Genomic DNA, 23,685 nt, shown 5'->3' with positions numbered 1-23,685 from the left:
ACGATGACCCGCATGGCACAGAAGATCGTCACCATTTACACCGATGACCTCACGGGCGAAGAGACATCGGAAGCAGCTACGCACGTCATCGCTCTTGACGGTGTCACGTACGAGATTGACCTCGGGCCCGACTCCTACGACCAGTTGCTGGAAGCCATGGGCCCGTTCCTCAAGGCAGGCCGCAAGACGAAGGGAAAGTCCGGCAAGCCGAGGGCGGCCTCCGTGCCGGCCCAGGACACTGCGGCGATCCGGGCCTGGGCCAGGGAGAACGGCTACAACGTCAATGACCGCGGCCGCGTCCCCGTCGAAATCCGCGAGGCGTACGCGAAGGCCGAGTGAGCTTACTTGAACAAGCCGGAGACCCCCTCATGGGATATGAGGGGGTCTCTTGGTCTCACCAGGAGTGCCGACGATCGCCCTGGGAGCGACCCTTGTCCTATGACTGCAAGGATCATCGTCCATCCCCCCCAGCCGCACGGGCGGCCGTCGTGTCAGCGCCGACGGAACCATCCTCGGCCTGGCCATGAACGGACGGGACCTGCTGGAGTTCATCCGCCGGGCCGGCCTGGACCCGGAAGCCGTCGACCTGGAGGACTCCACCGTCATCGTGTGGCGAGGCGCAGGGCCCGGCATCTGGGAGTAGCAGGGCCCGACATCCGGGAGTACAGGGCCCGACATCCGGGAGTAGGGGACGCGCTCCTGCGGAGCCTCATCCCAGGGTGCCCAGGCTGGTGAGCACCAGGGCCATCGGCGTCATGGCGATGCCGGACCCCGTACAGGCCGGTCTCGTCCGTCGGCTGGCTTGTGAAGGGTCCTGGACCTGATGGAACTCCGGGTCGGGGGCCCCCTTTTTGGTGTCTGTGGTGGCGCGCCATGACGGCCGGAGGATGGGGCTCGGCTTCGCGCGGGTGGTCGCGGGCGCCCGGGGATGGGGGCCGAGCGGAGCGCGCCCCGGAGCGGAGCGGGCCCCGCGGGGGGCGTCTCTCCCGGCGCGACGGGTGTCCGGGCTCGGGGGAAATGAGCCATGGGAAACGGGTCGGCGTCCTCAGGAGTGCGCGCGGCCTGCCAGGTGGCGTGGGGGTAAAACCGCAGGTCGCGCCTATATCACAGGGTTTTGATGTGCACTACATCCAATCAGAGGTGTGGTGGGGGGAAAGCCGTTGACAGTCTGTGCCGGGGATTGCACGCGCTGTTGATCTTGGTTCGCTTCCGTACGCCCGAAGGCTCGCGGGAGCGCTGTGATCTTGCGCTTGGACGCCCGCCGCCGTCGCCGGTACGTCCTTCCGGTCCCCTCCGTGACACACGGTTCAACACTCTGTGAGTGGTGGCGCACAAGGGAGTTCAGGAATGTCTGAGCGGCTCGATCCGCATCGCGGAACGGCTCACGGCCCGGGCCCGGGCGCGGGCCCCGGCACACCGGCGGCCGGTGATGCCGGAAGTCTTGAGGGCTGGCTTCTGGAGTGGGTGGCCGGGACGACCGGCCGGGCGCGCGATGAGGTCCGTGCGGACCGGCGGTTCACCTCCTACGGGCTGGACTCGATGGCGCTCACCCGCCTCGTCGCCGAGGCGTCGCGCCGGCTCGGGCGTCCGCTCGCCCCCACCCTCGCGTGGAGCTGCCCGACCCCCGCGGAGCTGGCGCGGCAACTCGCCGGGCAGGGCGCGGAGCCGTCCGGGACCGGTGCCGCGCCGGCCGTCGCCGAGTCCGCCGCGGCGGCGGTCGACGAGCCGGTCGCCGTGGTGGGGATGGCCGCGCGGTTCCCCGGGGCGCCGGACCTCGCCGCGTACTGGGACCTGCTGGCCGGCGGCCGGGACGCGGTCACCCAGACGCCGCCGGAGCGCTGGGCTGTCGACGACTGGTACGCGCCCGGCGAGCCCGGCCGGATGGCGACCCGGTGGGGCGGATTCCTGGAGGGGATAGCCGGCTTCGACCCGCTGTTCTTCGGGATCTCGCCCGCCGAGGCCCTCCACATGGACCCCCAGCAGCGGCTGGTGATGGAGCTGGTGTGGGAGGCACTGGAGGACGCCGGCATCGTGCCGGGGAGCCTGCGGGGCCGGGCGGCGGGGGTGTTCGTCGGCGCGATGTGGAGCGAGTACGCCGCGCTGACCGCCGCCGACCCGATGCGGCTGACCCCGCACTCGGCCACCGGCGGCGACCTCAGCATCATCTCCGCCCGCGTCTCCTACACCCTCGGCCTCACCGGCCCCAGCCTGACCGTGAACACCGCGTGCTCGTCGTCGCTGGTCGCGCTGCACCAGGCGCGGCGTAGCCTGCTCGCCAGGGAGTGCGACCTTGCGCTCGTGGGCGGCGTCAACCTCTTCTGCGACCCGGTGGGCACCGTGACGATGTCGCACTTCGGCGCGATGGCGCCGGACGGCCGCTGCAAGGTGTTCGACGCGCGCGCCAACGGCTACGTCCGTGGCGAGGGCGGCGGCCTGGTGGTGCTCAAGCCGCTCTCCCGGGCCCGCGCGGACGGCGACCGTATCTACTGCACCCTGCGCGGCAGCGCCGTCAACAACGACGGTTTCAGCAACGGCCTGACCGCGCCCAGCCCGCAGGCGCAGGAGGCGGTGATCCGCCGGGCCTGCGCGGACGCCGGCGTCGCCCCGGCCACCGTGCGGTACGTGGAGACCCACGGCACCGGCACCATGCTCGGCGACCCGATCGAGGCCGGGGCGCTGGGCGCCGTCTACGGCGAGGGGCGGGCCGCCGACGCGCCGCTGCTGCTCGGGGCGGTGAAGAGCAACATCGGCCACCTGGAGGCGGCCGCCGGCGTGGCCGGGTTCGTCAAGACGGCGCTGGTGCTGCACCACCGCGAGGTTCCCCGCAATCTGCACTTCGAGAGCCCCAACCCGCACATCCCCTTCGACGACCTGCGGCTGGCGGTGCCCACGGCGGCACGGCCCTGGCCGGGCGCCGCGGACGAGGAGGCGTGGGCCGGGGTGAGCGGCTTCGGCTTCGGCGGGACCAACTGCCACCTGCTGCTGTCCGCGGCGCCCCGGGAGGAGACGGCGGGCACAACGGCGCCGGCCACGCCCGTACCGGCGGGCCCGGAGGCCGCGCTCGCGCCCGTACCGGCGGACCCGGCCGCCCCCCGAGCGGCCGGCGACGCGACCGCCGGCCCGGTCTTCGTTTTCGGCGGGCAGGGGTCGCAGTGGCCGGGCATGGGCGTGGAGTTGATGACGGAACCGGCGTTCGCCCGGGCGGTGCGCGCCTGCGACCGGGCGCTGGCGCCGCACCTCGGCGGGCGGAGCGTCAAGGATCTGCTCACCCTGCGCCGGGAGCCGCTGGACGACACCAGCTCCGTCCAGGCCGCCGTCTTCACCATGCAGGTCGCGCTCGCCGCGCTCTGGGCGGACCGGGGTGTGCGCCCGGCGGTGGTGATCGGCCAGAGCATGGGCGAGATCGCGGCGGCCCACGTCAGCGGCGCGCTCTCGCTGGACGACGCGGCGCGCCTCGTCGCCGTCCGCGCCCGGCTCGTCGACGAGCTGGCCGGCGACGGGACGATGGCGGTCGTGGGCCTGGACGCCGCACACACCCGGGCCGCCCTCGCCCGCCACGGCGCCCCGGACCTCGCGGTCGCCGTCGTCGGCGGACCGGACCGCACCGTCGTCTCCGGAGGCCGCGCCGCGATCGGGAGCCTGACCGCCGCGCTCGCCGCGCAGGACGTGACGGTACGCCCGATCGACGTGGACTACGCCTCGCACTCGGCGCACATGGACCCGCTGCTCACCCCCCTGCGCAAGGCCCTCGCGGGCCTCGCCCCCGGCCCCGGCACCGTACCGATGTGGTCCACCGTCACCGGGGAGACCGCCGCCGGGGAGGAGCTGGACGCCGATTACTGGTGCCGCAACCTGCGCGAGCCGGTGCTCTTCCGCGACGGCATCGAGGCCCTCGCGGCACGCGGCCACCGGCACTTCCTCGACCTCAACCCGCACCCGGTCACGCAGCTCGACACCGAACGGACCCTGGACGGGCGCGGGGTGGCCCTGCCGTCGATGCGCCGGGGCGAACCGGCCGCCGCGCAGCTCACGGCAACGGCCGACGCGCTCCCGCACGCCCCTGCCCCCACCGCGTGGCCCCCGCTGCTCACCTTGTCCGCCCGCGACGAACGGGCGCTCGCCGAGGCCGCACGGCTGACCGCCGGCCGCCTCGAAGCGGCCGCCCCCGGCGAACTGCCCGGAATCTGCCACACGCTCGCCGCCCACCGCGGCCACCACGAGCACCGGCTCGCGCTCGTCGCCGCCGACGCCCGGGAGACGGCCGCCTCCCTCACCGCGTACGCCAGCGGCGAGCGCCCGCCGGGCCTGGTGCGTGGCCGGGCCCGCGCCGCCACCACCCGCACGGTCTTCGTCTTCCCCGGTCAGGGCGGCCAGCACGCCGCGATGGGCCAGGAGCTGTACCGGGACGAGCCCGCGTTCCGCCGCGCGGCCCACACCTGCGCCGAGCTGATCCACGCCGAGGGCGGCATCGACCTGCTGCCCTGGCTGCGCGGGGAGCGGCCGCTGGACCCGAAGGCCATCGAGACGGTCCAGCCGGCCGTGTTCACGGTGGGCGTCGCCCTCGACGCGCTCTGGCGGTCCTGGGGCATCGAGCCCGCGGCCGTGGTCGGCCACAGCATGGGCGAGGTCGCGGCGGCGTACGCCTGCGGTGCGCTCTCCCTGCCCGACGCCGTGCGCGTGATCTGCCGCCGCAGCTCGGCCCTTGGCCCGCTGATGGGGCAGGGCGGCATGCTGCTGGTGGACCTCGACGCACAGGCGGCACTCGCCGCGGTCGCGCCGTACGCGCCGGGCGTGGAACTGGCCGCCGCCAACGGACCGCGTGCCACGGTGCTCACCGGCGACGCCGACGAGATCGCCGACGCGGCCCGGAAGCTCGACGCCCAAGGCGTCATGGCGCGCGTCCTCCAGGTCGGCGTCGCCGGGCACAGCCGCCAGTTCGAACCGCTCCTTCCGGACCTGCGGCGTGCGCTGAAATCGCTGACGCCCGGGGCGGAGCGGGTGCCCTTCGTGTCGACGGTCACCGGCCGCGTCCACCCCGGCGAGGCCCTGGACGCCGGGTACTGGGCGCGGAACCTGCGGGAGCCGGTGCGGTTCGCGGACGCCGTCGACCGGATCGCCGCCGACGGGCCGGTCTGCTTCCTGGAACTGGGCCCGCACCCGGTGCTGGTCCCGGCGCTCCAGGACCTGATCCGCGAACGGCAGGACGGCGGCGCGGTGGGCGCGCTGCGCCGGGATGCGCCGCACCCGGAAACCCTCACCCGGGCCCTGGCCACCCTGCACACCGCGGGCGTCGCCCTCGACTGGGACCGTGTCCCGCTGCCCGCCGGGCGCCTGACCGCACTGCCCGCCTACCCCTGGCAGCGCCGCCGCTACTGGATCACCGATCCGCCGCGCGCCGTCGAGGAGACCACAAACCGGGTGCCGCCGGCCGACCGGCTCGCCGCCGCCTCCTCGCCCGCCGAGGCCGCCGCGCTGATCCGGCACCACCTGAGCACCCATCTGGCCGCCCTGCTCCAGACGGACCCCGCCGAACTGCCGGACGACGTCCCGCTGCTCGCGCTCGGCGCCGGCTCGCTGGTCGCGATGCAACTGCGCAACACCCTGCTGGAGGACCTGAACACCGACCTCAAGGTCTCCCGGATCCTCGCCGCCCCCTCGCTCACCGCCCTTGCCGAGGAAGCCGTCGACGCCGGCGCACGCCACTCCCAGGACGCCCCGACGGAGGTACTGCTGTGAACGCCCCCACGGACCCGGTACTCGCCGCCCTCGTCGCCCGCGGCGGCGACCTCCGCGCCGAAGCGGGCCGCCTCCGGCTGCGCGGCCCCGACGGCGCCCTCACCCCCGCACTGCGCGACGACATCACCGCGCACCGCGACGCCCTGCTCGCCCGGCTCCACGACCGGCGGGTGCTGCCGCTCTCCGGCATCCAGCGCCGCCTGTGGTTCCTCCAGGAACTGGACGCGAGCGGCACCGGCTACACCTTCAGCTACGCCCACCGGCTCCGCGGACGACTGGACCCCGCCGCCCTCGACACCGCGCTGAACACGGTCCTCGCCGCCCAGCCCGGCCTGCGCGCCGGCTTCGCCGAACTCGCCGGCCACCCCGTGCAGTTCCTGCCCGATGCCGTCACCGTCACCACCACCGTCCTCGACCCCGGTCCGGGCGAGGAGTGGCCCGCGCTCCTCCGCGCCCAGCTGGTACGCCCCTTCGATCTGGCCCGTCCGCCGCTGATCCGCTCCGCGCTGGTGCGGCTCGGCGACGACGACTGGATCTGGGGCCTGACGGTGCACCACCTCGTAGCCGACGGCTGGACGTACGGCCTGCTGCTGAACGGGGTGTCCGAGGCGTACGCCGGCAAGGCCGTCGAACCGGCCGCCGACTACGCCGAGTTCGTCGCCCATGAGCGCGCCGTCGAGGACGCCCCCGGCCGGGTTACCGCCCTCGACCACTGGGAGAAGACGCTCACCGACGCCACCACCGACGCCACCACCGACGCCACCGCCGAACTGCCGGCGGACCGGCCGCGGCCCCGGCAGCGCAGCTACCGCGGCGCCACCGCCGGTCTCACCCTGCCCGCCACGACGGTGCACACGCTGCGCGCGCTCGCCGAGGCGGAGGGCACCACGCTCTTCGCCGCGCTGCTCGCCGTCCACGGCGTGATGCTCGGCCGGCACACCGGCGGCGACCGGGCGGTCGTCGGCACCCCGTACGCCAACCGGCCCGACGCCCGCTTCCACGACACCGCCGGCTGCTTCGTCAGCACCCTGGTACTGCCGGTCGACCTGACCGGCCGGCCCACCTTCCGGCAGCTGATCGCCGGCACCGGCCGGACCTGCGCCACCGCCTGGGACCACTGCGACTACGCCTACGAGCGGCTGGTCGAGCGGCTCGCCCCGCAGCGCGACCCCGGCCGCAACGCGCTGTTCCAGACGTTCCTGGCACTCCAGGACCTGCCGGGCCGCCTGGACCTGCCCGAAGTCACCGCCGCCCCGGTGCCGTTCGACGCCGGTACCACCCAGTTCGACCTGGAGGTGTACTTCACGCCCGCGCCCGACGGCGCGCTGGAGCTGGAACTGCGCCACAGCACCGAGCTGTTCGACCCGGTCACCGCGACCGCCTTCGCCCACCGCTGGCAGCAGCTCGCACAGCGGCTCGCCGACGATCCGGACCGCGCCACGCAGCTCGTCACGGTGCTGTCCGACGACGACCGGCGGGCCCTTGCGGCGGCCAACGACACCGCCCGCTCCTCCCCGTCGGACGCGACCGCCGCCGACCTGTTCGCCGCGCAGGCGGCCCGCACCCCGGACCGCACCGCGCTGCGCTGCGGCGACGAGGAGTGGTCCTACCGCCGCCTGGACGCCCGGGTCGCCGCCCTCGCCGCGCTGCTGCACGACCAGGGGTGCGCGGGCGGCCGGGTCGGGATCCTGATGAACCGCTCCGCCGACATGGTCGCCGCGGTGCTCGCCTCCCTGCGCGCGGGCGCCGCCTTCGTCCCGCTCGCCCCGGACCTGCCCGCCGACCGGATGGCGCGGATGAGCGCCGACTGCGGGCTGACCGCTGCCTGGACCGGCCCGGACACCGCCGCCCTGCTGCCCGCAGAGATCCGCGCGCTGGACGCCACCGGGGACGCCCCACCGCCCGGCCCGGCGCCGGAGCGGGCGGCGGGCGACCCGCGGACGACGGCCGCGTACGTCCTGTACACCTCCGGCTCGACCGGCGCCCCCAAGGGCGTCGAGGTACCGCACTCCGCGCTGGTCAACCTCCTCACCACCATGGGCGAACAGCCCGGCCTCGGCGCCGACGACGTGCTCGTCGCCGTCACCGCGCTCTTCTTCGACATCTCGCTGCTGGAGCTGCTGCTCCCGCTGCTCACCGGCGCCACCCTCGTCGTCGCCACCGATGCCGAGACCCGCGACCCCGACCGCCTCGCCGCCCTGCTGGAGCGGCACGACGCCACGGTCGTGCAGGCGACGCCCTCGACCTGGCGGATGCTGCTGGACTCCGGCTGGCCCGGCCGGACCCGGCTGCGCGTCTGGTCCGGCGGCGAAGCCCTCAGCCGCGACCTGGCCGACCGGCTGCTGCGTTGCTGCGCCGAGGTGTGGAACCTCTACGGCCCCACCGAGACGACCATCTGGTCCACCCGCTGGCAGGTCGGGCCGGGGGACGGGCCGGTCCTGCTGGGCCGGCCGGTCGCCAACACGGCGCTGCAGGTCCTCGACCGGAACCGGATGCCCGTCCCGCCCGGCGTCCCCGGCGAGCTGTACCTCACCGGCGACGGCCTGGCGCTGGGCTACCTCCACCGGCCCGAGCTGACCGCCGAGCGCTTCGTCACCCTCGACACCGGCGACGGACGGACCGAACGCGCCTACCGCACGGGCGACCTGGTCCGGCGGCTGCCCGACGGCACGCCCGTCTTCCTGGGCCGCGCCGACGACCAGCTCAAGGTGCGCGGCCACCGCATCGAGCCGGAGGAGATCGAGCACGCCCTGCGCCGCCACCCGGCGGTCCGCGACGCCGTGGTCGTCCCGGCCGACGGCGATGTGCTCGTGGCCCATCTGCGGGCCGCCGACCCGGCCGCCCCGCCCGCCGAGGAGGAGCTGGCGGCCCACCTCGCCGGGCTGCTGCGCCCCGCGCTCATCCCGCAGCGGTTCATCCCGCACACGGAGCTGCCCCGTACGGCCAACGGCAAGACCGACCGCGGCGCGCTGCGCCGCACGCCGCTCCCGGCGGCCCTCGCCTCCGGTGGCACGGAGCCCCCGGCGGGCCCCGAGGAGCAGGCCGTCGCGGCGGTGTACGAGGAGGTCCTGGGCCTGACCGGGGTCGGCCGGCACGACGACTTCTTCCGCCTCGGCGGCCACTCCCTGGCCGCCACCGGCGTCCTGTACCGGCTGCGCGAGTCCACCGGCACCCGCATCCCGCTGCACGTCTTCATGCAGGACGCCTCGGTCGCGGCGGTCGCCGGCCACCTGCGGCCGGCCGACGACCTCGAAGCGGCCCTCGCCCTGCTCGACTCCCTCTCCGACGAGGAGGCCGCGGCCCTCCTGTCCGGCCCGGCCGCCTAGGGCGTCGCGAGCCGGGCGGGACTTTGCGGACACGCCCTGGATCCTGTCGTCACCCTCCCGCCTGCCTCGCGGCGCCCGGCACGCCCTCCCCGGATCACCCACCACCGAACCCCCGAGAACCACTTCGGTACGAATCCCCACTTCGGCACGAATCCCCCTGGAGTTCCCCATGACCGATCTCGCCAACAGGGTCAGCGGCCTGTCCGACACCAAGCGGCTCGCGCTGCTCCGGCTGCTCGCCGAGAAGAACGCCGAGGCCCGCCTGCTGGAGCTGACTGGCTCCCACCTCAAGGTGCTGCGCGAGGGCAGCCCCCGGCTGTTCTTCTTCCCGGCGACGGAGGGCAGCGTCGGCTACATGAGCGGCTATCTGCCGCACGTCCCCGCCCCCTGGGGCGTGTACGCCTGCCAGTCGCCCGGCCTGGACGGCGACCAGTCGCCGACCACCACCGTCGAGGAGATCGCCGCACGCGGCATCGAGGAGATCCGCCGCGTCCAGCCGGAGGGCCCCTACTTCCTCGCCGGCAACTGCATGGGCGGCCTGCCCGCCTTCGAGGCCGCCCGCCAACTGGAGGCCGCCGGCGAGGAGGTGCCGCTCGTCCTGCACCTGATGCCGACGTTCGCCCGCGCCTGGCGGGAGCTGCCCGAGGCGGAATCGCTCCAGACCCGGGCCCTGCACGACTACGGCTTCATCATCGAACGGCTCCTCGGCCACCCCGTCGAGCTGCCGCTGGAGCGGATCGCGGCCGCGCCCGAGGGGGAGCGCACCGACATCCTGGTGGACTTCCTCGCCGCCCAGCCCGGTCTGGGCAGCGTCGACCCCGGGGTGCTGCGCCACCGCATCGCGGTGTACCAGGCCAACCTCGGCGCGATGTTCGCCTACCGCCCGGCCGATGGTCCGAAGGGACGGCTGCACGTCCTCGCCGTCGGCGAGGGCGCCCGCCGCGAGAACGTCGTCGACCCCGGCTCGCCGTACGCGAAGGCCCTCGACGCCATGGACCCGGAGCGGGTCGAGATCGAGAAGATCGACGCCGAGGCGAGCACCCTCTTCGACTGCGCCGAGCCGCACATGTCCCGCGTCGGCGTCGCCCTGCGCGCCGCGGTCGAGCGGGCCGGCCGATGAGCTGCCCCGTCCACGCGGGCTACGACCCGCTCGCCCCCGCCTTCCTGACCGACCCGTATCCGCAGCTCGCCGAGATCCGCGCGGAAACCCCGGTGTTCCACCACCCCGAGCTGAACATGTGGGTGGTCACCCGGCACGCCGACATCGAGCGGATCATGAAGGACCACCGGACCTTCTGCGGCGCCAACACCCAGGAGCCGGTCTTCCCGCTGGACGAGGAGGCCCGCGCCCTCCTCGCCGACGGCTTCGGCACCAGCCCCACCATGTCCAACGGCCCCGAGCCCAAGCACAGCCGGGTCCGCTCCCACTGCCTGAAGGTCTTCTCGGCCCGCCGCCTGGAGGTCCTGGCGCCGACGGTCCGGGCCCGCGCCGACGAGCTGATCACGCGGATGCTGCGCCGCCCCCGGTTCGACGCGGTGAACGAACTGACCTATCCGCTGCCCGCCTCGGTGGTCTTCGCGCTGATCGGCTTCCCCGCCGAGGACACCGTGATGCTCAAGGAACTCGCCGCCGAGCGGATGGTGTTCACCTGGGGCCGGGCCACGCCCGAGCAGCAGACCGACGTCGCGAAGTTCATGGTGCGGTACTGGAAGTACTGCGTCGACTTCGTCCACCGGCGGCTGGCCGAGCCCCGCGACGACTTCACCAGCGACCTCATACGCGTCCACCTCGACGACCCGGAGGCGCTGACCGTCGACGAGATCACCAACGTGATCCACGCGATCAGCTTCGCCGGCCACGAGACGACCACCAACGTGGCGACCAGCGCGCTGCTGCGGCTGCTCGGCGACCGTGAGCAGTGGGAGGCGCTGTGCGCCGACCCGTCGCTGGTGCCGCAGGCCGTCGAGGAGGCGCTGCGGTACGACCCGAGCCTGTTCACCTGGCGCCGCCAGACCACCCGCGCGGTCGACATCGGCGGCGTCGAGGTCCCGGCGGGGGCGAAGCTGCTGCTGCAGATCGGCTCGGCCAACCACGACCCGCAGGCGTTCGACGACCCCGAGGTGTTCGACATCCGCCGCGAGGCGGCCCGCCACCACCTCACCTTCGGCCGCGGCATCCACTACTGCTTCGGGGCGCCGCTGGCCCGGATGGAGATCGGGGTGATGCTGGAGCTGCTGGCCGAGCGGGCACCGAGTCTGCGGCTGGCCGGCAAGGACGTCGACTACCCGCGGAACATCTGCTTCCGCGGCCCCGAGAAGCTGTGGCTGGAGTGGGACGCATGACCGCGGCTCCCGACGGCCGCTACGACCGGCTGTTCACCCCCATGACGCTGGGCCGCCGCGAGGTGAAGAACCGCATCGCCTTCCCCGCGATGATCACCGGCGTCGGCGCCGGCAACCTCCCCACGGAACGCACCGTCGCCGGGTACGCCCGTATGGCGTCCGGCGGCGCCGGGATGGTGGTGTCGGAGGCGCTGGCGGTCCATCCGACGTCCGAGCCGAAGCCGTTCGCGCTGGTCACCTACGACCCGGCCGGGTGGGACGGTTTCGCGCGGATCGCGGAGGCGGTCGAGGGCGAGGACTGCCGGATGATCGGGCAGCTCTACCACCTGGGCCGCAGCCAGCTGTGGACCACGGGCGGCGCCCGGCCCATGGGCCCCTCCGCGCTCCCGGACCACTACAGCCGCACCGTGCCGCGGGCCATGTCGCACGGCGATATCGCCATGCTCACCGAGGCGTTCGCCCGCTCCGCGGCGATGCTCGCCGCACGGGGCTTCTCCGGCGTCGAACTCCACGCCGCCCACGGCCATCTGCTCTCGCTCTTCCTCTCCCCGTGGTCCAACCACCGCGAGGACGACTACGGCGGCGACGCCACGGGCCGCTCCCGCTTCCTGCGGGAGGTCATCGAGGCCATCCGGTCGGTCACCGGCCCGGACTTCGTGATCGGCCTGAAGATGCCGGGCGACGAGGGCGTACGCGGCGGACTGCGGCCCGCGGACGCCGCCGCGCTGTTCACCCGCATCCAGGCGGGCGCGCCCGTGGACTACGTGTGCTTCGCGCAGGGCACCATCGCGCCCAGTTTCGGCGACCACGTCCCCGACGCGTCCTACCCGCCCAGCCCGTACCTGGACCTCCAGCGCGAGGCGCGGGCCGCGGCCGGCGGGGTGCCGGTGGTAGCCGTCGGCCGCATCCGGTCGGCGGCGGAGGCGGAGACGGCGCTGCGCTCCGGCGCCGCCGATCTGGTCGCCCTCGGCCGGGCCCTGGTCGCCGACCCGGACCTGCCGCGCAAGGCCCGCGCGGGCCGGGAGGAGCTGATCCGGCCCTGCGTGTACTGCAACGCCTGCTGGGGCGAGGTGCACGCCGGGCGCCCGGCCGCCTGCCCGGTCAACCCGGCGTTCGGCCTGACCGCGAAGGAGGCCGAGCCGCCCGCCACGGTGGAAAACCCGCTGCGGGTGACGGTGGTCGGCGGCGGCGTCGCGGGCCTGGAGGCCGCCCGGGCGGCGGCGGACCGCGGCCACCGGGTGACGCTGCTGGCCGGACCGCGCCTCGGCGGCCGGACCCGTGCCGAGGCCGCGCTCCCCGGGCGGGGCGACCTCGGGCTGCTGGTCGCCGCCCAGGAGGCCGCGGCGCGCCGGTCCGGCGTCGAGATCGTCCAGGGCGCGCCCGCCGAGGCGGCGGACGTCCTCGCGACCGGCCCGGACGCGGTCGTCCTCGCCACCGGCGCGCGGATGCGGCCGCCCGCCGTCGACGGCACCGCGATCGGGGACCTCCCCGCCGCGCCGGAGGTGTCCGCCGAGGGCACCGCCGTGCTCCTCGCCGAGGACGACGGCGCCGCGGCCTGCGCGCTGGCCGAACTGCTCGCCGCCCGCCACCCGCGGACGGTGCTGCTCACCCCCCGCCTGGCTCTGGCCGAGACGGTGCCGTACACCAGTCGGCTGGGGATCCACCGGCGGCTGTCCGCCGCCGGGGTCGAGGTGGTCACCGGCGCCGCCGCGACCGGGCTGGACGGCGGGACGCTGCACTACGAGAACGTCTTCAGCGGCGAGCGCGCCACCATCGACGACGTCGGCCAGGTCGTCTGGTCCACCGCCCGCGTGCCCGCCGACGACCTCGCCGGACCGCTGGGCGACCGGGGCCTGACGGTCCACCGCGTCGGCGACGCGCACGCCCCGGCGACCCTGCTGGAGGCACTGAACCGGGCCCGTACGGTCGCCGGGAGCCTGTAGGCGGCGGGGACGCGGCGGGGACGCGGCGGGGACGCGGCGGGGACGCGGCGGGGACGCGGCGGGGACGCGGCGGGAGGGGCCGCCCCGGTGCGATCCGGCACCGGGGCGGCCCTTTTCCGGTACGGTCCGCGGCGAGGTCCTTGGAGGGTGTGCGTGGGGGCGTAGCCGAAGGACTGATGCAGGAAGCGAATTGAGCACGCTGCAGGGGCACTTGTATGTTCGGCGGACATCAGTGCCGGGCTCGGTCCGCGCAGAAGCTGAACACTTCACCGGAGGAAGAAACATGGTTGAACGTCCCGAGTCGGAAAAGCGAGTTGACGACTCCGAGTTCATGGACATCGCCAAAGACCCGGCACAAGCCCGCATCTTGCGAAAGGCACTTGAGCGACTTGCGGAAGGCGGCGCAGGGGACACGTTGAAGGAGATGGCTCAGGAGGTGCTTTCCGGGCGCGTCGGGTTGCGGGAGGCGTCAACGATCTCAGCCTACTCCGATGCGTTGGTGACGGGTATGCAGCCCTTCAAGGAGAAGTGGGATCAAACGTCCGACAGTGAACGCCAAAATCTTGCCGCACAGGGTGAACGTCACCTTGAGGAAGAACGCCAAGAAATAGCGAAAGAGCAGCGAGAGGCGCAACAGGGGGGCCGAGGTGCGCGTACCGGTTCCAAGCACGGTGGAAAAGGTTGGTCTCTATGACGGGAGAGGGGAGTGCCGAGAGGGGCGGAGGCGGTGCTACACGGCGGTGTTGTCGTAGCTTTCCTTGGGGACGGGGAACGACTTGATCGCGGAGAGAGCCGCTATCACCTCGGACTGCCCTGAGGCCTGCGCACCCTGAAGCGTGAGGTAAAGGCCGGTCAGTGCCGTCGCGATTTCGTCCGACAGCTGGATCATCTTGGCGACCTTGAGCGCGATGTCGGCGGCGGCAGCGGCGGTGACGATGAGCCCCACCCCGGTAACCCCGGACGCGGCGCCGGCGGCTGCTTCCAGGGCGGCCATGAGAGCCAGGTCGGAGATCGTCGATATCGCAGCCTTGAGCATGTTGACGAACGAAGCGATTTCGGTGCCGATCTTGGCATAGCACTCGTCGAGCTTTTTGAAAGTCTCCTGGGCCTTTTCGAGTTTTTCTGCTACGGCATGGAAGTAATCCCACGCAACGTCAGCTGATTGGCCCTGCCACGTCAGGGTCAAGAGGTCGTTTCCGTATGACACATTCGTGGAGGTGGCGGCGCACAGTTCTCCCAGCTTCCCCCAGGCTTTGGCGCATTCGCTGAACGTCCCCCAGTCACCGGCAACGCAGTTGGCCAAATCGCCGAAGAGGTCCCAGCCGAAGGCCAGTTTGAGTCCTTCGTTGACCAGCACGGACGGGCTGGTCAAGTCCAGGACGTCGCCAACGAGTTCCCCGATGACTCCCAGGGCGCCATTGGGGTTGTCGACGATGCCGTCGATGCGGGGTTTGATCACGAGGTCGTACCGGGACTGGATGAATCCCGGTTCCGGATCGGCCGCCAGGTGTGACCGTGCGTCAACACGGTCATTGAAGCCGTTTCCGAAAATGTCCGTTCCGGCAGTGATGCCAGTGCCGGGCGGGGCCCCTCGGCCACCTCCGCCGTCTATCATGTCTACCGCAGCAGCCTCATTGGTGTCGGTATCCCTGTAGTACTGCGCGGACCTGATCAGTTCTCTGCTGGAGGAATTCAGTATCCCTCCGTAGCCCTTGAGCGCCTTATCTGCGAGATCGACGTGATCCTTGTGCATGGCGACAACCTTGCTCCAGATTCCGTCTGCACCTCCAGACGTTTCGATCTTCGCATTGTTGCGCAGGAATTCGCCACCTGCGAGCATGTCATGTTCCGCCCGGTCGACCAGCTTCCCGAAGCTGTTTATGTCGTCAGGTTCGACGCGAAATTCCATCCTGCCCCCGGAACCCCCAGCGATGTGTTCCCTCGCCTCGGCCAAGGAACCTTTGACTCCACGGTATCAACCGTGCATCGCAAGGGTCCGGGAAACCGGAGAATCCTCTGCCCCCCGACCGTGAACTCCCCGCACCCCGCAGACAAGTAAGTACCCGTAAGGCCGTTGATCCGCGCTCCCGGGCGAATCGGCTCCACGGTATGCGTTCACTGCTGTCCATCGCCCGCTTCCCGGAGTCATTCCCGTCCCCACGGAGCCTTGGGCACTCGCACTCGCGGGGCGTGTGTGGCAGACTCCGCGCCGAACATCTGAGGTAGGTCGGGGGAGGTTGGCCATGTGGTCGGCGAAGCACGGTCGGCGTGAGCAGCTACACCGCGGCCCGCATCAGCCGTCTGATCCGCAGCCCGAAGAGCCGATGCCGCGGATGCGCGTGGGCTGGATGTTCAGCGACGATCCGAACAAAACGCTGGACCCCGGCCTCGACCACGCCCAGCGTGTCCTGACCGTTCGCCTCCACAACAGCACCAGGGCCTTCGTCCAGTCCCTGATTTTCGGTGCCGCACTCATTGTCTTCGGTATCGCGTACCGCAAGTTCGAGACCACCATCGGTGTCGTCGGAGTGCTCGCGGGAGTCGGCACGCTCGCCTTCGGTGTCCGGTCCCTGTTCAAGGCGAACGCCTTGAGGCGCGAACTGCGCCGCCAAAACCAGGCCGACTGACGCCGCTGGGCGACTGGGCCCGTACCGTCGCGCCGGGTCGCGGCGCTACCCCCGCAACGCCACCCCATGCCGACTGCGCAGCCGATGGCCAGCAGCGGTACCAGGGTCCAGGCGCCGAAGTACCACAGGGCCGACCGCCCGGCCGGCCACAGCTGGCTCCGCATCGTCCGGCGCGTCCCGGGGGTGGCCGCCAGGTGGAGGATCGCGACGACCACCGCCGCGCTCAGCAGCGCCAACCAGGGGGCGAAGATCAGCCGTTGCAGGAACTGGTGATCCGCCTGTTCCACATCGTCCCAGCCGCCGAACAGGGCAAGGAGCAGTGCCGACATGGCCAGGGCGGTCCAGGCGCGGACCCGCTGCACCCGGAGGACGTCGGGGTCCACGATGCGGCCCTGTGCGTGTACCGGGAAGACCCGGGGGACGCCGTGCCGGGCCTACGGGGCTGCCCCGGTCCGGCGGACACCGGGGCCGGGGCAGCCCCGTACCGCCTACCGGCCGCCCTTGGCGCCCACCGGGAACCACGTCGCGCGGGACTTCTTCCACGCGTCGTGCGGGAGGTCCTTGGCCTCGGTGCCGTCGCCGTAGAGGTCGGCGGAGCCGTCGTCGGTGATCAGTTGGGCGCGGGCGTCCGGGGCGGTGAGGTCGGGGACGTCCACCACGGATTCCCAGCCGCCGGGGTCCTTCGTCGGCAGGTCCTGCGCCTTCGCCGGGGCGTGTCCGGGGACGCCGTCCCAGGTGTAGAGGGCGTACGCCTCGCTGTTGTCGTCGGCGGCCCAGGAACCGGCCACGATCAGATACTGGTCGGCGGCGTTCTTGCGGATGTCGCGGATAGACAGGCCGCCGAGGTCCAGTTCGACGGGGGTGCCGATGGCCGCGTGGGCGCCGCCGCCGACGACCTTGTCGAGGTTGGTGACCGGCACCAGCAGCGCCTTGCCGCCCTTCTTCGGCGGCACGAGCGGCGCGCGGAAGCCGACGTACGCGGTGGTGGTGGAGCCGGGCGCGAACTCCAGGCCCTCCACGTTGAACCCGTCGATCTGCTTGGGCACCTGCCCCTCGGCCGTACCGGCGGCGAAGCCGTACCTGTCGTCGTGCTTCTTGTCCCAGGCCACCAGGTCGTCGCGGAGCTTCTTGTACGAGCCGCCGAGCGAGAGGCGGGTGTCGGCGCCGGAGCCACTGACCTTGGTGGTGAAGACGGTGGCGCGGTCGGGCTGGAACTTGCCCTTCTTGCTGTTGCCCAGCGAACCGGTCCAGTAGATCGTGTCGCCGGCGCGGGCCGCCGCCTCGATGTCGATCTCCTTGGAGACGCCCAACTCGTCGCTGAAGTCCCAGGTCTTCACCGGCGCGCCGCCCGCCCGCCGGTCGTAGAGGCGCAGCACGTTGGACTCGTCGTCGGCGACGACGACGTAACCGCCGCCGACGTCCACGGCGGCCGACGCGTCGCTGGAGCCGGTGAAGTAGCGGGTGTCCGCGGCGCGTTGGACGGCGGCGGACGCCGCGTAGTGCAGGGTGGCGGTGGCCGAGGCGCCGTCGCCGTCGGCGACCTCGATCTTCAGGTCGGTGTAGCCGACGCCGCGGGCGGTGATGGTGAGCGTACGGGTGGCGCCGTCGCCGCTGACGTGGACGTCGCCGGTACGGGCGACGGACGTGTCGGAGCTGGCGCGCGCCGAGACCTTCAGCGCCGAGGCGTCGCCGCCCGACAGCTTGACGGTCACCGACGGGTCGCCGGTGGCACCCACCGCGCCGGAGAGATAGCCGGACGACAGGGAGATGCCCGGTCCGCCGGAGGCGGCGGCGAGCGCGGGCCCGCTCAGCCCGAGGGCGGTGAGGCCGAGGGCCGCGCCGAGGGCGAGCGGTATCCGGCGCGAGGACCGGTGGGGGGACGGGGAAAGACGACTGCGCACGGTGTGCCCTTCGACGGCTCCGGTGTCGCGAACAATGTCCTGACCGCCGTCAACAGCGGTCGTACCCCTGGGCATACGCGGGGTGAACAGCGGTCGACGGTGCGGGCAACACGATACGGAGCGGGGAGCCCCCGCGGCCATGGTCCGGACCAGGGGGATTCCGGGCGTGGGGGGAACGCCCCGGTAAGACCCCGCGCACGCCGGGCCGGGCGCCGTCCACCGGGAGCGGCGCCCGGCCCCGATTCCCCGATCCGGCCCGAACTCCGTGACGAGGAAGGGCTGTTCATCTCTCCGGAAGGACGGTTGCCGTGCCGCCGACGTGGGCGCGGGGGTCACCGTCGCGCAGTTCGACGGTGAGCAGACCGGGGCGGCCCAGGTCGTGGCCCTGGTGGAGGGTGAGGGTGGTGGGGGCCGTGACGAGGCCGAGGGTGCGGGCGTAGGCGCCGAGGGCGGCCGCCGCGGCGCCGGTGGCCGGGTCCTCGACGACGCCGCCGACCGGGAACGGATCGCGGACGTGGAAGACGGACTCGCTCTCCCGCCAGACCAGTTGGAGCGTGGTGAGGTCCAGGCGCCGCATCAGGGCGGCCAGGCGCGGGAAGTCGTAGTCGAGGTCGGCGAGGCGGGCGCGGGTCGCGGCACCCAGCACCAGATGGCGGGCCCCGGCGTAGGCGATACGGGGCGGCAGTGCCGGGTCGAGGTCGGCGGCGGGCCAGTCCAGCGCGGCCAGCGCCTCGGCGAGATCGCCCGGGGCGACGTCTGTGACGTACGGCTCGACGCTGCTGAGGGTGGCGACGAGGCGGCCGCCCTCCTCGCGGACGGTGACCGGAACGGTGCCGGAGCGGGTGGCGAAGACCAGCTCGCCGGGGCCGTGGCGCTCGGCGAGGGCGACGGCGGTGGCGACCGTGGCGTGGCCGCAGAACGGCACCTCGGCGAGCGGGCTGAAGTACCGGATCGTGAACGCGCGTCCGGGGGCGCCCAGGCCCTCGGGCGGGGCGGTGAGGAACGCCGTCTCGGAGTAGCCGAGCCGCGCGGCGATGGCGAGTCGGGCCTCGCCGTCGAGCCCCGTCGCGTCCAGGACGACACCGGCCGGATTGCCGCCCGCGGGGTCGTCGGAGAAGGCGGTGTAGCGCAGGATTTCGGGGGATTCGGTGGATTCGGCCGAGCGCGCCGCCGTCGTGACGCCCGTGGTTCCGGTACCGGCCGTGGAGCTGTCGTCGCGTGTCATGGCGGCGAGAACCTGCCGGCGCGGCGAGCTATTCCCGGGGGGTGCTCGCCCGGGGTGGGCCGCCTCGTACGGTCCGGTGTGCGCCGGGCGTTTCCCGGGCCGGGAGCGGGGAGCGCTGCCTTGTACCGGGAGCGACCTCAGGGTGCCCGGGGTGCTCAGCGCGGAAGCCCGCCTCCCGGGGGCCGCACCCTCGGCTCACCGGGCCGGGCCCCGCCTCACGCCCCGTGGAACCGCTCCAGCACCGACGCCTTGGCCGTGGCGAACTCCCCCTCCGTCAGGATGCCGTCGCGCCGCAGCTCCCCCAGTTCACGCAGGCGCCGCAGGAGCGTGTCGTGGTCCTCGGCGGGGGCGGCCGCGCGCGGCTCGGCGGCCGGCCCGGACGGCGCGGCCCCGGGGCGTCGGGCGGGTGCCTTGGGGTGCGGGAGGTGGGCGGTGACCGCCGAGGCCAGCAGGGCGGTGCGGCCGCTCTCCTTCTTGAAGCCCCACAGTTCGATGGCGTGCGGGTCGTGCTCCGGCTTGCCGTGCGGCTTCACGCCGTGCGGGCGGAACCGCAGAAAGCCCGAGTCCAGGCCGACCGGCGGCCGCCACTCCACCGCCTCCAGATCACCGATGGCGAACTCCTGGGGACCGGCGTGCTTCTTGTGCTCGTTGGTGTTCCAGCGCCAGGCGATCTCCACCCGCTCGCCGTCGAACGTCGCGGTGCCGTCGACGCCCGCCGCCGACAGCGGCACCGCCGGACCGGGCAGCAGATAGCGGTGACAGGGCCCCTCCGGGATCTCCTCCAGCGTCAGCGCCCGCCGGACCTCGCCGACGAGGTACTCCGCGACACCGGCGCGGTCCGCCTCGACCGCCAGGTGGTACGGGCTCGCGTCGTCCGGCAGGCGGCCGCCGGTGGCCTGGAGCAGCGGGTCGGCGCCGTCCCGCAGCCGCAGCCGCAACCGGCCGCCCTTACGCGCCGGCTCGTAGAAGATGCCCGCGACCGCCTCCAGCGGGACGGTGTGCTCGCCCAGCTCCTGCCGCAGCCGGTGCACCCCGCGCTCGCTGCCCGGCACGATGCGTACGGCCTCGCCGTCGAAGGTCCAGGTGCCGTCCCGCGTCATCAGTTCAGCCATGCCCCGGAGCCTAATGAGCCGCTGGTTCGGCCGCCTCCGGGTCGACGCGTACGGTCCCGGAGCCGCCCGCCGGGCCCGCGCCGGGGGCGCACGGCCCCGGAAACGCGCCAGGCTCCCGGAGCCACGCCGGAGGGCGCCCGGACCGAGGGAGTGCGCCCCCGCCGCGCACCTCGCGCGGCCGGGCCCCGCCCTGCCGCCCGCCCACTTCGCCCCACCGCGCCCGTTGCGGGCCGAGTTCTCACCGAGCTGTCATGCATGCGTCGTACACGGGACAGCGGCCCGCCGTCCCCCGCCCCTGCAATCACAGGTGACAACCACCGTCAGGGGAGGGGCAGATGACCCAGCACGCAGCGCACGAGCAGGGGACGGCCGCGCACGACCGGGAGCTGCGGGACGCCGCCGCGCACCTCGGGCGCCGCCGCTTCCTCACCGTCACCGGCGCGGCGGCGGCGCTCGCCTTCGCCACCAACCTGCCGCGCCCCGGCGCCGCCCACGCCGCCGAGGCCGACCCGCGCCGGATCGCCGAGGACCCGTTCACCCTCGGCGTGGCCTCCGGCGACCCGCAGCCCGGCTCCGTCGTCCTGTGGACCCGCCTCGCGCCGCGCCCCTACGAGCCCGGCAACGGCATGCCCGCCGCCCGCGTCCCGGTCCGCTGGGAGGTCGCCTACGACGAGAAGTTCACCCGCCTCGCCGGACGCGGCCGCGCCGACGCCCACCCGGAGTTCAACCACTCCGTACACATCGAGCCCACCGGCCTCGCCCCGGACCGCGTCTACCACTACCGCTTCCGCGCCGGTTCCTGGATCAGCCCCGTCGGCCGCACCCGCACCGCGCCCGCATACGGCGCCCGCAACGCCGCGCTGCGGCTCGGCGCCGTCTCCTGCCAGGCGTACCACGACGGCTACTTCACCGCCTACCGCCACCTCGCCGAGGAGGACCTCGACGTCGTCTTCCACCTTGGCGACTACCTCTACGAGTACGCCGTTGACGCCACGGGCGGCGCCCGCCGGTACACCGACCGCACCCTGCCCGCCCACTTCGACCACGAGACCGTCACGCTGGAGGACTACCGGCTGCGCTACGCCCTCTACAAGTCCGACCCGGACCTCCGAGCCGCGCACGCCGCGCACCCGTTCATCGTCACCTGGGACGACCACGAGGTGGAGAACAACTACGCCGCCGACATCAGCGAGGACGACGCCCCGCGCGACCAGTTCCTCCTCCGCCGCGCCGCCGCCTACCGCGCCTACTGGGAGAACCAGCCGCTGCGCCGCCCCCAGCTCCCGCGCGGCGCCGACGCCCGGCTCCACCGCCGGATCCACTACGGGCAACTCGCCCAGTTCGACATCCTCGACACCCGCCAGTACCGCTCCGACCAGGCGTACGGCGACGGCTGGCACGCGCCGGGCCCGGACTCCGCCGACCCGGCGCGGACGCTGACCGGCGCCGCCCAGGAACGCTGGCTGATCGACGGCTGGCGGGCCTCCACCGCCCGCTGGAACGTCCTGCCGCAGCAGGTCACCTTCTCCGAGCGGCGCAGCACCACCGGCGACGCGTACAAGGTGAGCATGGACAGCTGGGACGGCTACCCCGCCTCCCGGGAGCGGCTGCTGGCCGGGGCCGAGGCGGCGGGCGCGGACAACCTGGTGGTGCTCACCGGCGACGTCCACGTCCACTACGCCTTCGACATCAAGCGGGACTTCGCCCGCCCCGACTCGCGCACCATGGGCGTCGAGTTCGTCACCACGTCGATCACCAGCGGCCAGGACGGCGCGGACAAGCCCGCCAACTGGGACACGTACCTGGCCGCCAACCCGCACCTGAAGTTCTACAACGGCCGACGCGGCTATGTGACCGTCACCCTGGACCACGACACGGCGCGCGCCGACTACCGCACGGTGTCCGCCGTCACCACCCCGGGCGCCCCGGTGCGCACCGCCGCCTCCTTCGTCTCCGAGGCGGGCGCCCCCGGGCTGCGGCCCGCCTGACCCGGCCTCCGGGGGCGGGCGGGCGCCGGGCCCGTCCGCCCCTCGGAAGGCCGCCCGGCCGCCCCGGGCGAAGCGGCCGGAAAGGGGCCGATGCATGACACGATGGTCCGCGGCCATCAACAAAAACTGGAGACGCTCATGACGGACGCCGCGCCCGGCACGGCAGAGAACCAGGATCTTCCCCCCATATCCGGGCGGGGCGTGGCGGCACCGCCGCCCGCGTCCCGCCGCACCGGACTGCTCCTCACTCTCGTCCTCGGCGGCCTCACCGCCGTCCCTCCGCTCTCCATGGACATGTACCTCCCGGCCCTCCCGGAGGTCACCCAGGCGCTGCACAGCCCCGCCGCCACCGTCCAGCTGACGTTGACCACCTGCCTCACCGGGATGGCGCTGGGGCAGCTGGTCGTCGGCCCGATGAGCGACAAATGGGGGCGCCGCCGCCCGCTGCTCACCGGCATGGTCATCTACGTCCTCGCCACCGCGCTCTGCGCCCTCGCCCCCAACGCCGAGATCCTCATCGCCTTCCGGCTGCTCCAGGGCCTGGCCGGCGCCGCCGGGATCGTCATCGCGCGGGCGGTCGTCCGCGACCTCTACGACGGCGTCGCGATGGCCCGGTTCTTCTCCACCCTGATGCTGATCTCCGGCGTCGCCCCGGTCGTCGCACCGCTGATCGGCGGGCAGATCCTGCGGATCACCGACTGGCGCGGCGTGTTCGTGGTGCTCACCGTCGTCGGCCTGCTGCTGACCACCGTCGTGTGGCGCACCCTGCACGAGACGCTGCCGCCCGAGCGGCGCCACGCGGGCGGCCTGGGGGAGACCCTGCGCACCATGCGCGACCTCCTTGCCGACCGGGCGTTCTCCGGCTATCTCCTCGTCGGTGCCTTCGGCTTCGCCGCCCTCTTCGCGTACATCTCCGCCTCCCCGTTCGTCATCCAGGAGATCTACGGCGCCTCCCCGCAGACCTTCAGCCTGCTGTTCGGCGTCAACTCCGTGGGGCTGGTGACGGTCGGCCAGATCAACGGCAAGGTGCTGGTCGGCCGGGTGCCGCTGAACAAGGTGCTGGGCACCGGCCTCACGCTGATCGCGCTGGCCGCCACGGCGCTGCTGCTGATGTCCTCCGGTGTCTTCGGCCCAGTCGGGCTGTGGCCGATCGCGGCCGGACTCTTCGTGCTGATGGCGTCGATGGGCCTGGTCATGCCCAGCACCAACACCCTGGCGCTGCTGCGCACCCCGCACGCCGCCGGTTCCGCCTCCGCGCTGCTGGGCACCTCGACGTTCCTGCTCGGCTCCGTCGCCTCCCCGCTGGTCGGTATCGCGGGCGAGCACACCGCCGTCCCGATGGCCGTGGTACAGCTCGGATGCGCCGTTCTGGCGCTGGTGTGCTTCCTCGGCCTGTGCCGCCCGTGGCAGCGTGGGGAGGGCACGCACGGGGGCACCGCCGACGGGAGGGTCACGCTCTGAACACACCGAAGCCGCCGCACACC

At 73.4% G+C, this 23,685-nt stretch carries 15 protein-coding genes; 11 read left to right on the top strand and 4 right to left on the bottom strand.

Translation table 11 applies throughout. From position 1 onward, the window contains the following. The first annotated feature begins 12 nt into the window (after nt 1-12). The 7 genes from OG422_RS08515 (at nt 13) to OG422_RS08485 (ending at nt 14,042) form a co-directional block, all read left to right on the top strand. A complete protein-coding gene (locus OG422_RS08515; RefSeq protein WP_143943563.1) occupies nt 13-339 on the top strand; it encodes an Lsr2 family protein in 327 nt (108 codons plus the stop codon). 1,008 nt (nt 340-1,347) lie between these two features. Next, entirely contained in the window at nt 1,348-5,736 is a 4,389-nt protein-coding gene (locus tag OG422_RS08510) for a type I polyketide synthase (RefSeq protein ID WP_405741569.1), read from the top strand. Beyond that, the gene (locus OG422_RS08505) at nt 5,733-9,062 is read left to right on the top strand and encodes an amino acid adenylation domain-containing protein (protein ID WP_405741566.1); all 3,330 of its coding nucleotides are present in this window, start codon (nt 5,733-5,735) and stop codon (nt 9,060-9,062) included. Before OG422_RS08510 ends, OG422_RS08505 begins: the two co-directional genes overlap by 4 nt. Nucleotides 9,063-9,231: 169 nt before the next feature. Beyond that, entirely contained in the window at nt 9,232-10,182 is a 951-nt protein-coding gene (locus OG422_RS08500) for a thioesterase domain-containing protein (RefSeq protein ID WP_143941775.1), read from the top strand. Next, complete coding sequence (locus OG422_RS08495) at nt 10,179-11,405, top strand: cytochrome P450 (RefSeq protein ID WP_405741563.1); 1,227 nt, start codon at nt 10,179-10,181, stop codon at nt 11,403-11,405. The genes OG422_RS08500 and OG422_RS08495 overlap by 4 nt, the downstream gene beginning before the upstream one ends. Beyond that, entirely contained in the window at nt 11,402-13,348 is a 1,947-nt protein-coding gene (locus OG422_RS08490) for an FAD-dependent oxidoreductase (protein ID WP_405741561.1), read from the top strand. Before OG422_RS08495 ends, OG422_RS08490 begins: the two co-directional genes overlap by 4 nt. Nucleotides 13,349-13,538: 190 nt before the next feature. After that, the gene (locus OG422_RS08485) at nt 13,539-14,042 is read left to right on the top strand and encodes a hypothetical protein (RefSeq protein ID WP_405741558.1); all 504 of its coding nucleotides are present in this window, start codon (nt 13,539-13,541) and stop codon (nt 14,040-14,042) included. A 36-nt stretch (nt 14,043-14,078) separates the two neighbouring features. On the opposite strand, the gene OG422_RS08480 is transcribed toward OG422_RS08485, so the two are convergent. Continuing rightward, nucleotides 14,079-15,257 (bottom strand): hypothetical protein, encoded by a 1,179-nt coding sequence (locus tag OG422_RS08480; RefSeq protein WP_405741555.1) that lies wholly within the window; start codon nt 15,255-15,257, stop codon nt 14,079-14,081. 334 nt (nt 15,258-15,591) lie between these two features. Here OG422_RS08480 and OG422_RS08475 point away from each other — a divergent pair, with 334 nt between their 5' ends. Both OG422_RS08475 and OG422_RS08470 read left to right on the top strand, forming a co-directional pair. Then, entirely contained in the window at nt 15,592-15,975 is a 384-nt protein-coding gene (locus tag OG422_RS08475) for a hypothetical protein (RefSeq protein ID WP_405741552.1), read from the top strand. A gap of 66 nt (nt 15,976-16,041) precedes the next feature. Beyond that, complete coding sequence (locus OG422_RS08470) at nt 16,042-16,248, top strand: hypothetical protein (protein WP_405741550.1); 207 nt, start codon at nt 16,042-16,044, stop codon at nt 16,246-16,248. A 215-nt stretch (nt 16,249-16,463) separates the two neighbouring features. Here OG422_RS08470 and OG422_RS08465 read toward each other — a convergent pair whose 3' ends face one another. The 3 genes from OG422_RS08465 to OG422_RS08455 all read right to left on the bottom strand — a co-directional run bounded on the left by OG422_RS08465 (nt 16,464) and on the right by OG422_RS08455 (nt 20,213). Further along, the gene (locus OG422_RS08465; RefSeq protein WP_405741547.1) at nt 16,464-17,876 is read right to left on the bottom strand and encodes a hypothetical protein; all 1,413 of its coding nucleotides are present in this window, start codon (nt 17,874-17,876) and stop codon (nt 16,464-16,466) included. Between the two features lie 283 nt (nt 17,877-18,159). After that, nucleotides 18,160-19,101 (bottom strand): PhzF family phenazine biosynthesis protein, encoded by a 942-nt coding sequence (locus tag OG422_RS08460; protein ID WP_405741544.1) that lies wholly within the window; start codon nt 19,099-19,101, stop codon nt 18,160-18,162. A gap of 215 nt (nt 19,102-19,316) precedes the next feature. Continuing rightward, complete coding sequence (locus OG422_RS08455; protein WP_405741541.1) at nt 19,317-20,213, bottom strand: DUF4429 domain-containing protein; 897 nt, start codon at nt 20,211-20,213, stop codon at nt 19,317-19,319. A gap of 335 nt (nt 20,214-20,548) precedes the next feature. On the opposite strand from OG422_RS08455, the gene OG422_RS08450 reads away from it, so the two are divergent. Beyond that, nucleotides 20,549-22,201, top strand: coding sequence for an alkaline phosphatase D family protein (locus tag OG422_RS08450; RefSeq protein WP_405741538.1), 1,653 nt, complete (start codon nt 20,549-20,551; stop codon nt 22,199-22,201). Nucleotides 22,202-22,339: 138 nt separating this feature from the next. Then, entirely contained in the window at nt 22,340-23,662 is a 1,323-nt protein-coding gene (locus tag OG422_RS08445) for a Bcr/CflA family multidrug efflux MFS transporter (protein ID WP_405747690.1), read from the top strand. Nucleotides 23,663-23,685 lie beyond the last annotated feature (23 nt).

The sequence above is a fragment of the Streptomyces sp. NBC_01525 genome, assembly GCF_045040405.1.
GTDB classification, from domain to species: Bacteria; Actinomycetota; Actinomycetes; order Streptomycetales; family Streptomycetaceae; genus Streptomyces; species Streptomyces benahoarensis.
The sequence above is the reverse complement of the archived record's forward strand: the minus strand, read 5'-3'. Positions and strand labels throughout refer to the sequence as shown.